Origin of the sequence: Collinsella sp. CLA-ER-H6 (genome assembly GCF_040092305.1) — a bacterium.
Lineage (GTDB): Bacteria > Actinomycetota > Coriobacteriia > Coriobacteriales > Coriobacteriaceae > Collinsella.
The window spans coordinates 1-11,661 of record NZ_JBBNLS010000022.1; the positions used below are offsets into that span (position 1 = coordinate 1).

General features: G+C 58.7%; 12 protein-coding genes. 2 read left to right on the top strand and 10 right to left on the bottom strand.

Translation table 11 applies throughout. The features are described 5' to 3' along the window. Nucleotides 1-81: 81 nt before the first annotated feature. From AAAX77_RS08995 to AAAX77_RS09035, 9 genes are all read right to left on the bottom strand, one after another. Complete coding sequence (locus tag AAAX77_RS08995) at nucleotides 82-855, bottom strand: PTS sugar transporter subunit IIC (protein ID WP_349105910.1); 774 nt, start codon at nucleotides 853-855, stop codon at nucleotides 82-84. Nucleotides 856-913: 58 nt separating this feature from the next. Beyond that, nucleotides 914-1,396, bottom strand: a complete 483-nt coding sequence (locus AAAX77_RS09000) for a PTS sugar transporter subunit IIB (RefSeq protein ID WP_099432286.1) — start codon at nucleotides 1,394-1,396, stop codon at nucleotides 914-916. 57 nt (nucleotides 1,397-1,453) lie between these two features. Further along, the gene (locus AAAX77_RS09005; RefSeq protein WP_138374549.1) at nucleotides 1,454-1,873 is read right to left on the bottom strand and encodes a PTS fructose transporter subunit IIA; all 420 of its coding nucleotides are present in this window, start codon (nucleotides 1,871-1,873) and stop codon (nucleotides 1,454-1,456) included. 44 nt (nucleotides 1,874-1,917) lie between these two features. After that, nucleotides 1,918-2,979, bottom strand: a complete 1,062-nt coding sequence (locus AAAX77_RS09010; RefSeq protein ID WP_349105912.1) for an SIS domain-containing protein — start codon at nucleotides 2,977-2,979, stop codon at nucleotides 1,918-1,920. Between the two features lie 59 nt (nucleotides 2,980-3,038). Next, entirely contained in the window at nucleotides 3,039-4,154 is a 1,116-nt protein-coding gene (locus AAAX77_RS09015) for an SIS domain-containing protein (protein WP_349105914.1), read from the bottom strand. A 193-nt stretch (nucleotides 4,155-4,347) separates the two neighbouring features. Then, complete coding sequence (locus tag AAAX77_RS09020; protein WP_250787564.1) at nucleotides 4,348-5,061, bottom strand: GntR family transcriptional regulator; 714 nt, start codon at nucleotides 5,059-5,061, stop codon at nucleotides 4,348-4,350. Further along, on the bottom strand, nucleotides 5,046-5,813 hold the full coding sequence (locus tag AAAX77_RS09025) for a GntR family transcriptional regulator (RefSeq protein ID WP_196022646.1): 768 nt from the start codon (nucleotides 5,811-5,813) through the stop codon (nucleotides 5,046-5,048). Before AAAX77_RS09025 ends, AAAX77_RS09020 begins: the two co-directional genes overlap by 16 nt. 38 nt (nucleotides 5,814-5,851) lie before the next feature. Continuing rightward, a complete protein-coding gene (locus tag AAAX77_RS09030) occupies nucleotides 5,852-6,340 on the bottom strand; it encodes a hypothetical protein (protein WP_349105916.1) in 489 nt (162 codons plus the stop codon). Nucleotides 6,341-6,590: 250 nt separating this feature from the next. Continuing rightward, nucleotides 6,591-7,619, bottom strand: coding sequence for a LacI family DNA-binding transcriptional regulator (locus tag AAAX77_RS09035; RefSeq protein ID WP_349105918.1), 1,029 nt, complete (start codon nucleotides 7,617-7,619; stop codon nucleotides 6,591-6,593). A gap of 183 nt (nucleotides 7,620-7,802) precedes the next feature. On the opposite strand from AAAX77_RS09035, the gene murB reads away from it, so the two are divergent. Beyond that, the gene (gene murB, locus AAAX77_RS09040) at nucleotides 7,803-8,765 is read left to right on the top strand and encodes a UDP-N-acetylmuramate dehydrogenase (RefSeq protein ID WP_349105921.1); all 963 of its coding nucleotides are present in this window, start codon (nucleotides 7,803-7,805) and stop codon (nucleotides 8,763-8,765) included. A gap of 217 nt (nucleotides 8,766-8,982) precedes the next feature. Here murB and AAAX77_RS09045 read toward each other — a convergent pair whose 3' ends face one another. Further along, a complete protein-coding gene (locus AAAX77_RS09045; protein WP_349105922.1) occupies nucleotides 8,983-10,188 on the bottom strand; it encodes a hypothetical protein in 1,206 nt (401 codons plus the stop codon). Nucleotides 10,189-10,454: 266 nt separating this feature from the next. Here AAAX77_RS09045 and galE point away from each other — a divergent pair, with 266 nt between their 5' ends. Continuing rightward, complete coding sequence (galE, locus tag AAAX77_RS09050; protein WP_006235870.1) at nucleotides 10,455-11,516, top strand: UDP-glucose 4-epimerase GalE; 1,062 nt, start codon at nucleotides 10,455-10,457, stop codon at nucleotides 11,514-11,516. Nucleotides 11,517-11,661: the final 145 nt, after the last annotated feature.

Sequence of the window (11,661 nt, forward strand, 5' to 3'; positions counted from 1 at the left end):
GTCCAGGAGAACTCCATGCCCAGGGCGCCGACGTTGACGGCGCTCTTGACGAGGTCGGAGCGCGTGATCTTGTTCTCGGGACTAGAAGTCATCGTCCTCATCCCCTTCCGCGGAGAGCTGGGGCTGGTCTCCGCCCAGGCCGAGCAGGTCGAACTTGTCGATGCCGATGATGATGGCGATCAGGGCGACGCCCAGGACGGGCACGTTGGCGTAGGAGCACAGCAGGAAGCCCAGGAAGTAGAAGGGCACGAGCTGCTTGGTGAGCACCAGGCGGCCGAGCATGGCGAAGCCCATGGCCGGCAAGATGTTGGCGGCAACGCCAAAGCCAGCAAGGACAAAGGGCGGGATGAAGTCGAGCAGGCCCTGGATGGCGTCAGCACCCAGATAGAACGACAGCGAGCACAGCAGGAACGCCATGATGATACCGGTCAAACCGATCAGGAAGTGCATCGCATAGACACCCTTAAGGTTGCCCTGGGCAGAGAAAACATCAGCGCGGTCGACCAGGATCGGCAGGGCGGCGTTAAGGATGTTCTTGATGGCAAGGCACAGCGTGGCGATGGGCATGGCAAGCGCGATGGCTGCCTCGGTGCTCTGGCCCAGCTGGATAGCGAAGGCGCAGGCGAGCACGCCGCCGATCGTCTCATCAGGCGGCACGTAGGCGCCGATGGAGATCGAGCCCATGAACAGCAGCTCCAGACTCGCACCGATCGCGAGGCCGGACTGCAGGTCCCCCAGCACCAGGCCCACGAGCGGGCACAGGGCGATGGGGCGGAACGCATAGAGCGTACCGAGCTGGCAGTCGAACTTACCAAATGCGGCGATAAGTCCGATGAGGATTGCCTGGGTAAGCATATATCCCCCTTTCCTAATAGGACACTACGAAGAGCTCAGACTCTTCGAAATTGAACGCCTAGAGCACGCTGGCGCAGTCGACCTTGGGGTCGTCGGCCAGGGGTCGAATCTCGACCTCGACGCCACGATCCAGCATCTCGCGCACATCGGCTTCCTCGGCCGCAGTCAGGAAGATCTGACGAGAGACCTGACGAGCATCGGGACGCTTCTCGTCCTTTGGCTTGGTGTTGCCCAGGTTGACCGACTTGATCTGCGGGCAGCCCTCAACAAGCTGCTTTGCCTCAGCAATAGTGGCGACACAGATGATCATCTTGTACTTGTCGGTCACGCCCGAGTTGATAGCTTCGATTGCATGCTCCATATCTTTGATGACGAGCTTGCAGCCGGCAGGCTTGCCCATCTTGAGCGTCGTCTTCCACACCGGGTCGTTAGCGACCTTATCGCCCACGCAGAAGATGCAGTTGGAGCCAAGGCCCTGAACCCAGGAAACTGCGACCTGGCCATGAAGCAGGCGATGGTCAACGCGAAGTAGCTGAATCATAATGTGACCCCCCAAAGGTCTTGTGCCGTCTTACGGCGTGTCAGTAGGTGCTGCGGATTAGAACTCTTCTTCCTCGTCGCCATCGACCAAAAGATCGTTGACAAACTTCACGCGCGTATCGTCCGCAGCGACGATGGCGCGAATCGTCTCCTCAACCGGCGCCGACTCGTCAGAGAACAGCAGCTGGATGAGGAGAGGAAGGTTCATGTTGGTAACGAGGTACGTGCGGGGACGCGTCTGGACGATCTTGGTGAACTCGTTGTTGACGCTGCCGCCAAAGAGGTCGGTGCAGACAACGACATCATCGTCAGCAGACATGCCTGCCAGCAGTTTTTGGGCCTCCTCGGCCACGTCCATGCGGCCATCGACGAACATCGAAAGATCGTGGACGTTGTCGCGAGCGCCCGAGAGCAGCTCGACGCTCTCCTTGATGCCGGTAGCGAAGTGCGCATGGCTGGCGATGATGTACTGTCTCATTCTGTGTTCCTCTCAATAGCCCGGCACGTTCCCACACCCGTTTTTTAGTAGTCGAACTGGTGATAGTAGCGACGATACCTGAGGTTGTGCTTGGTGACCGTCTCGTAGTAGCGAGCCAGGCGGTCGGTCACGAGCACCGTCAGAATCCACGGGGAGACGATGACGCGGAACTCGTCGTCAAGGCCGGGGATCGCGAACTCGGCGGTGTCGATGATGTTGATGTCGGTGTCGCCGGTCACGCCGCGGGTCAGGAAGGCGCGGACGCGCTCGTCGAGCTTGCGGTTCTCGTCCTCGCCCATGAACAGGAACACGGGGACGCCGGGCTCCACGAGCTCGAGGGTGCCGTGGAAGAAGTCGGCCGAGGTGATGTAGCGGGTGCGCTTCCACTGCATCTCCTCGAGGATGCACATCGAGAACAGGATCGTCTCGCCCCACAGGGCGCCGGAGCCGATGAACATGGTGTAGGGGGCCAGGGCGTACTTCTTGGCGAGCTCCTCGGCGCGCGGCTCGAAGCGCTTGCGGATGTCGAGCATGTCCTTCCAGATGTCCTTGGTCTGCTCGATAAACAAATCGAACTTGGGGAAGCAGCCGCGGCGGTTGAGCAGGCGCAGGCCGAAGCAGTCGGCGAGGTAGTAGCCCTTCTCGCAGCCGCCCGAACCATGGTCAGAAGCCATGGCGACGCAGTTCTCGGCACCCACAGCCTGGCCGATGGGGCCCTCGGGCTTGGTCATGGCGTAGACGCGCACGCCCATGTCCTTCATCTTCTTGACGGCCTCGAGGACCTCGGGGGTGGTGCCGGACTCGGAGGCGGTCAGCACGACGGACTTATCGGTCATGCGCTTGTGGCCCATGGCGTTCCACTCGGCGGCGTGGATCAGGTAGACCTCGAGGTCGCGGTCGCCGAACTTGTTCATGAGGTACTCGAGCTGCATGAGCTCGTCCCAGGTGCCGCCGACGCCCATCAGGAACACGGCGTCATAGCCCTCGTCGGCGACCTTGTCGGCGAGCGCGGTCATCTTCTTGCCGGTCTCGTAGAGCGCCTTACCGTCCTCGAGATAGCCCTCCTGGTCGAAATGCATGATCTCGATCTTCTCGGTTTCCTTCATTTGTCTCTCCTTTCTGGGGTTGTTTCCACATCCCCCATGCCAACGGGCATCAAACCCGCTTACATTCCGTAACGCTCGGCCGCTTTGGCCTTAAGCGCATTGACTGACTCTTCGTAGCCCTCTGCCTTGACCTCCATTTGCTTGGAGACAGCATCGAGATACGGGTGCACGTCCCATGACTTCAGACGTTCGGCGATCATCGCCGCAATCGTCTGGAAGAACACGAGATTGGGAATTGCGCTGAGCAGCGGAGCCACCTGAGGCACCGCAACCTCGTGAGCCCTACCCCTGGGATGGGCCGTGAGCAGCACCGTTTTTGTCGTAACATTCGATAGCGCATCGGCGATATTCGCAAGACGCTCCGACCCCTGCGGATCGTCGACGATAAACACCAGATAGCCCGGAACGATCTGCATCTCGGGACCGTGAACAAACTCCTCGCCCTCGTGATGCATGGCAGGAATCTTGATGGTCTCGCTCAGCTTGAGCGCTGCCTCCTCGGCAACACCGTAGTTGGGGCCGTTGCCGACGACCATGGCGGGCGTGTGCTCAGAAAGCTCGAGCATGTGTTCTTGGACATATGCCTCGGCGGTCTTGCACATCACGGCATTGGCATGGATAGCCTCGCGCAGGTCGTCAAGACGCTGGGCAACGCCCTTGGCGTCAATCGTTCCGCGCGCCTGACCGCCGTAGATACCAAAGAGCACCAGGTACTCAACGAGAACCTCAACGCCCAGAGTCACAAAGTCCACCGACTCGACGCCCACACCGTAGTCAAGAACGATGTCAGCGTGCTCCTTGATGGGCGCCTCGACGTTTGCCGTGAGCGCAACTGCAGCCATATCGTGTGCGCGCATGTAATCGAGCGCCGCAATCGTATTGGTCGAATAGCCACTCTGCGAGACGGCGATGTTGAGCGCATGCTGCGGATAGGTGTGTTCAAAATCAACGAAGGCCTCGGGCGTCACAACGGACACCTGCATTTGCAGGGCATCTTGCAGGTAATCGCGGGCGCAATCGGCGGCATGGCGCGACGAACCCGAAGCAACGATGCGCAGCGCGTCAAAAGAACCGGACTGGAAAATATCAACGAGCTGCGCTACCAGCTCAGACGAACGCTCGAGGTTCTCCCCCATACGCACATGGGCAAGCTGAACGTAATCGAGCATCTTCATCGTCTCACCTCGTAATAAATCATTAGTATTTGATACCAATCACAGTTACAGGTTACGTCTTTTTGATACCTCTTTGTCGATTAATTTATCCCCATCGGCGAACGGTCGATTTTGAGCCCTGTAAGGTTGTATATACAGCTGACCCAACGATCAAAACTGGTTAGTTTCCCTGCCGTTATTCACAAAATACCAGCTAGTACGTATAGGTGTAGCCGCCCGTATCGCCACGATTGAAGGACTTTACATACTCGATAGCCTGACCGCTCGCGTCATAGCTCACGCATTCCAAAAGCAAAACAAGATCGCCCTGTTCCAGTCCAAGGAGGCCGGCATCTCGTGCGCCCAGCGCTTCGATATCGAGCTTTTCCTGTGCCATGACTGGCTTTCGGCCCAGCATCTCATAGGTCTCGTACAAACTGAAGACCGACACGTCAATATCTTCGATGGTTGGGAACAGCAGGCAGGGAATCAGCGCCGTCTCAATCGATACGGGGCTACCGTTTATGCAGTTCAGGCGTCGAACGGAATAGAGCAGGTCGTCCTCGGCGATGCCAAACAGGTCGGCGTAATATGGCCCCGCATAACGCTTGGAACGCGCGAGAATACGGACGGACGGCTCGCCGCCCGAAGCACGGACCGATTCACGGAAACCGACCGTGCGTTCAAAAAAAGCAGGTACTTTCTGCGCCACAAAGGCACCTTTTCCCCGAACACGGCGAATCTGCCCGCGCCGAACCAGCTCATCGACAGCGCTTCGGATGGTCAAGCGTGTCGTACCAAATTCCTCGGCAAGGTCTTTTTCGGACGGAATCATGGAACCCGTGGGATATATACCGCGCTCGATACGTTCCTCGATGCGGCGTCGAATGCGCATATAAACCGGGGTGGCATCTACTGTTTCAGCCATTGTTCACCTGCCACGCTCCTCATGCCGTTCTCTTCGCCGTTATCGGCAAAGCGGAACTTTGTGGGCAAAATCACCGATTTGCAATGCTCCACAAAACGCATGTCCTTATCAAATTCGATCGAGCTCTCATAGAACACCGGCGTTCCCTCTTCTTGCTGGAGCAGCTCGGCCTCTTCGGCGTTCAAACGCGAGATGGAGATATGCTCACGTCCATGCTCAACACGCACGCCACCTTCTTTAAGCAAGACATCGTAAAGGCTCTCACACTCAAAATCGTGCTCGGGAAGCGCGGGGCACAGGGACAGGTTAACGTGAGCGGTCTCGATTGACGCCGGCTCGCCCTCTATAAGTCGAATGCGCTGCATGCGGAGTAAAGGAGCGCCCACAGCCACCCCAAGCTTGTCGGCAAGCGCCTCATCCGCCTCGATGGTCCCGGTGGAAACCAGACGAGAAGAGGGGTGCAGGCCGGCAGTCCGCACAGCATCGGAAAAGTTATACGTTTCCTGGAAGATATTCAGCGGCTTGGGAGGACACACATACGTACCCGATCCGCGACGGCTCTCGAGCGTTCCACACGAGATGAGCCGCGTGATACCGGCGCGTAACGCCGTACGCGAAACGCCAATCTCTTCGCACAGCACGCGCTCAGCCGGCAGGCGATCGCCGCCGGCAAGCTGGTGGTGCTGGATATACCAAAGAATTCCCTCAACAGCACGATCTTTGGGGGGAATTGCATAAGATTCGCCTGCCATTGCACAGACTCCTCATTCAGAAACGTATGCCGCCAAAATTAGACCAGCCCTCCCATGGCATCAAATTCGGCCTTGATCTTCTCGGCGACATTCCGATACGACTTATATAGACTTGAATCGCGTTTGACTTCGTCGGTCATAACGGGAATCTCTAATTTGGAAACCTCGTCTTTTCCCGTCTGAACCGCCACAACAACGCCCATACCAAGACACATATTACGCTTGGCAGCGTTTATTTTCGCCGCCTTGGCAGGATTTGCCAGGATACGCTGGGCAAATTCCTGTTTTGAGGCCACTTCCTCGGCCTCCGGATCGCCCGCCTCGGCCACTTCGCACTGCAACACGTCCGCATAGTCAAAAATCCTCGGGGTCGCACCGCGCTGACGCACGGCCCACTTGCGGCGCGTGGCATCCTGGTAGATAGCCGGCAAAAACGTAAACCGCGGCGGGTCCAAAATCGTATCCGTGATGGTAAACACATCGGGATCAAAGGCATCCTGCGGGTTTTTCTTCTTGAACAGCCCCATATCAGCCTCCCGTACTAGCATTAAACAACTCAAGCTGAATATAGCACCAATTTCAAGCCGCTGCCTTACCCTATCGGTACGCGGCGTCTATGGCTCGCCCAGCGGAAAAGTTCACGGACGAGGGCCGGGGAGGTATACTTTGTTTTGAGAAGTGGGCTCCGCGAACTTCTCAAAACAAAGTATGCCTCCCCGGCCCCGCCGGCAAATAGCGGACACTCCGCATGCAATCTATGCAAACAAACAAGTGCGCTTAGCTATATTCGGTAAGATCAAGCACACTGCCCTTCACGATAAGCGCCGGTTCCAGAACGACCTCTTCGGCACGTCTACCGCCCCTACCGGCAAGACGCTTGGACATGCAGGCAAAAGCATGCTCCGCAAGGACACCGGGATCCTGCTCAATCGCAGTCAGCGCCGGCTCAAAGAGAACGTCGGCCGCCGAGTTGTCATAGCTTACGACCGAGATATCGCCTGGGATGCTCTTCCCCATCTCGTGCAAGCGCTTGAGCAGACCGAGGGCAATGTTATCCGAGCTTGCAAACACGGCGGTGGCATCGGTTGCAAGCACGGCCTCCGAGGCCTCGTAGGCGCTCGGGATGTAATATTCGCTCTCAAACTCCAGGCGCGCGTCGATGGGCAGTCCCACCTCGCGCAGCGCGCGCTCGTAACCGGCGAGTCGCTTGCGGCCCGTATTGGAGCGACGCGCGTTAACCAGACAGGCGATGCGGCGATGACCCTGCTCGATCAGATACCGCGTAGCCATGTAGCCGCCCATCTCGTGGTCGAACATCACCTTGTCGCACTCGAGTCCCTCAATGGCACGGTCGACCATCACGGCAGGGATAGGCAGATGGCTCACTTCCTCGCGCAGGGCGCGATCGTCGGAGAACTCGTCACCCACCACCAGAAAGACGCCGTCGACGCCGCGCGTCACCAGCTGGCGTAGCAGTTCCAGATCGTCATCGGCGCTTCCACCCGAGCTGGTAATAAAGAGTGCATAGCCGTCCTCGCGGCAGCGCTTTTCCAAGCTGCCGGCGAGCGAGGCAAAAAAGCGACTCTCGATATTGGGAACGATCAGGCCTAAGGTGCGCGACTCGCGCATGACCAGGCTGCGCGCGATCTGGTTAGGAACATAGTGGTTGCGCGCCGCAACCTCCTTGATGAGCCTGCGGTTTTCTTCCGAGATGCGACAGGGCCGATTATTGAGAACAAGCGAGACCGACGAAGGGGAAAGCCCCACCTCCTGGGCGATCTGCTTGAGGGTGACTTTGTTGGCCATCTCGCTCCTTCCGGGTTTACGCGCAATCTCTTGAAAGTATAGCGACTGCCCATCTACCTCGGTGATAAACACTTTACCAATCCGGTGGACGGCTGTTTTATCGCCGCCAGCGCACCAAATCCGTCCAGGTGGGGTATATTGCAATCGATCGATGACAACAACCACCAAAAGGCGGATATTCGTATGCACGAGAACGACTTTTTTAACGAGGACCTGCTTTGCGCGCTCGCCGGCGTTGCCGGCGAGGACAACGTACTCATGAGCGAGCCCATGCGCGAGCACACCACGTTTAAGATCGGCGGCCCGGCCGATGTCTTCGTCACGCCCGACACCGAGCAGGGCCTCGTCGCCACGCTCGATACCTGTTATCGCTGCGATCTGCCACTCACCATCGTGGGCAACGGCTCCGACTTGCTCGTCGGTGACAAGGGCATCCGCGGCGTCGTCGTAGCGCTGGGCAAGGGCCTCTCCGACATTACGGTCGACGGCACGCATGTCACGGCAGCAGCCGGCGCCTTGCTTTCTGACGTCGCCGCGGCGGCAGCCGAGGCCGGTCTCACCGGTATGGAGCCCATCTCGGGTATCCCCGGATCGGTCGGCGGCGCCTGCTACATGAACGCCGGTGCCTACGGTGCCTGCATGGCCGATGTGCTGGAGTCCGTGCGCGTCTACAAACCCGCTCGCCAGCTCGACGACGGCACCCGCGGTAGCGGCAACATCATCGAATTCGATGCCGACGAGCTCAACCTGGGCTATCGCAAGAGCCGCATCGCCGACGACGGCTTTATCGTGCTTTCGGCCACTTTCAATCTCGCCCCGGGCAACGCCGCGATGATCAAGGCCGACATGGACGACTACCGTCAGCGTCGCGAGGACAAGCAACCGCTCAACATGCCGAGTGCCGGCTCCACCTTCAAGCGCCCCGAGGGTTACTTTGCCGGCAAGCTCATCATGGATGCCGGCCTGCGAGGACACGCCGTTGGCGGCGCGCAGGTAAGCGAAAAGCACTGCGGCTTTATCGTCAACGCCGACCACGCCACCGCCGCCGACGTCGACGAACTCATCCGCGACATCCAAGCCAAAGTCAAAGAGCAGTTCGACGTAGACCTAGAACCCGAAGTCCACCGAGTAGGCGAATTTTTATAAAAAGAAGGCCCCGAAAGGGGCCTTCACCATATTTATTCAGATAACCCAGTCCGGTGTGTCGCGCTCAGGACCCGAGAGGGCCGGGACAGTCCGAGAGGCATAAGGTTGATCGCGAGTTCCGCACGAGCCGGAGAGCACTTAATGTGCTCTCCGTGCGAGCAGGACTGCCCGAGCAGGCAACCTTATGCCTCTCGGACTGTCCCGGACCAAGCCGCAGTTACGACAGCGCAATACCGCCAAGCCAGCCCCAACGCACGCCAGAGCCAGTACCATAGAAACTAATAAACGAGTCAAGCGACTTAGACGTAATGGCGCCCTCGTTGCTCATTACGATGCCGCCGCCAACGTAGATACCCACATGACCGTAGATAAGGCCCGGAGCACCCGTGCCGCTGTGCGAGGAATCGGCCACGATCATGCCCACCTGCAGCGCCGAGCGGTCGGAGCTATAGCACCAGGCGTTGAACATGTCACACGCGTTGCCGCCAAAATAGCCCACGCCGGCATTGCGGAAGACATTGGTAACCCACGCCGCGCACCAGTTCTGACCCGGCGAAGGCGTGGAGTAGCACGCGTTGACGACGGCCTGCTGCTTGCCCGAGCCGGCATTCTGCTGCGGAGTTCCGGGCGCATACGATCCACCGCCCGAGCTCGAACCACCCGAGTAGGAATTGTTCTTGTTCGCGGCGGCCGCGGCAGCGGCGGCCTTCCTAGCGGCCTCCTCGGCCTGGGCGGCAGCGAGAATCTCGGAATCGCGCTGAGCCATGAGTTCCTTGACGTCGTCGGAAAGACCGTTCAGCACGGTCTGGACTTCTTGCTGCTTGGCCTGCATATCCTGCATCTGAGCCGTCTGCTGGTCCTTGAGTTTCTCCAGGTTGGCCTTTTGTGCTTCGAGCTCGGTCTTCTGCGCGTCGAGCTCAGCCTGAATCGTCTGGATATCCTCGATGGCATCGCGGTCGCTCTTGTTGATCTTCTCAACGTAATGCGCGTTGGCGACGAGTTCCTCAAACGAGCCAGAGGCCAGCAGCAGCGACAGGATATTCGTACCGCCGGACTTGTAGCTGGCGGCCACGCGATCGGAAAGGTCGTTGCGCTTCTTCTTGAGCTCGGCCTTCTTTTCATCGATCTGGGACTGCGTGTCGTCAATCTTGCCCTGGACATTCTCGATGTCGTTGAGGGTCTGGGCATTCTTGTTGGCCAGCGCCGCATACTCATTTGCGATGCTGTCGAGCTGGGCCTGAACCTCGTCGAGTTGGGCCTGGGCGGCATTCAGTTTATCGGTGGTTTCTTTGGAAGCCTCCGCCGCATGGGCGCGAGTGGGCAGGCCAAAAAGAACTGCCGCAGAAGCGGCGCCGAACAGGGCCTTAAGGGCAGTGCGGCGCGAGAGCTCCTGGGAAAGGATGGAATCGCTGTTTGGTGACATATGTACTCCGTTACATGCTTATTTATATGTCGCTCAACTCATACATATTAGCGTACATATGGCGCGTCCCAACGATTTCCACGAACGGCAGGAAACTACAAGGTCGGCGGCTCGTAAGCAATTGTCAAATTTGAGGTAACAATTGAGCAAGCTCTTATATGAGTACGTTAACATAATCCTCTGCTTTTCCTACAGTGCACCATTTGGGCGTCCCCGCCTGCGCTATACTCCCCTCTAGAAGTGTTCCTGATTCGATAGGAGACTACATGTCCAAAGCACTCGACCCCAAAGACACCTGCGTCCTCGTTACCGGTGGCGCCGGCTTTATCGGCTCGCACACCGTCGTTCAGCTGCTCGAGGGTGGCTACCAGGTCGTCATCGTCGATGATCTCTCCAACTCCAGCGCCGTCGCCGTCGACCGCGTCAAGACCATCGTGGGCGACGAGGCCGCCAAGAACCTCACCTTCTACGAGGCCAACGTGCTCGACCGCGATGCGATGAACAAGATCTTCGATACCCATCAGATCGACCGTGTCATCCACTTTGCCGGCTTTAAGGCCGTCGGCGAGTCGGTGAGCAAGCCCGTCGAGTACTACCACAACAACATCGAGAACACCCTGGTGCTCATCGACGTCATGCGCAACCATGGTTGCAAGTCCATCATCTTCTCGAGCTCCTCGACCGTCTACGGCGACCCGGACAACCCGCCCGTCACCGAGGAAGACCCCAAGAAGCCCGCAACCAACCCCTATGGCTGGACCAAGTGGATGATCGAGCAGATCCTTATGGACGTCCACACCGCCGACCCCGAGTGGGACGTCGTGCTGCTCCGTTACTTCAACCCCATCGGCGCTCATCCGTCGGGCCTGATCGGCGAGGACCCCAAGGGCATCCCCAACAACCTGGTGCCCTATGTCGCCCAGGTCGCCGTGGGCAAGCTCGAGGCCGTTCAGGTCTTTGGCAACGACTACCCCACCCCCGACGGCACCGGCGTGCGCGACTACATCCACGTGTGCGATCTGGCCTCTGGTCACGTTGCCGCCCTTAACTGGATGAACGGCAAGACCGGCGTCGAGATCTTTAACCTGGGCACCGGCACCGGCACCTCGGTACTCGAGGTCGTCGCCGCCTTCTCCAAGGCTTGTGGCAAGGAGCTGCCCTACGTGATCCGCGAGCGCCGCGCCGGCGACATCGCTGCCAACTGGTGCGATGCCTCCAAGGCCGAGCGCATGATGGGCTGGAAGGCCCAGTACGACATCGCGGACATGTGCCGCGATAGCTGGAACTGGCAGAGCCACAACCCCAACGGCTTCGCCGACGCCGAGTAGAAAAAACCTACATACCGTTCTTGCCCCGATCTCACGTTGTGAGGTCGGGGCTTTTTCATGGCATGTAGCCATTCGCCGAAAATCGACCAACTTTTTTATCTTGCCTGTACATGTTTAAACAACATGTTTTACAATAGGCGTATCG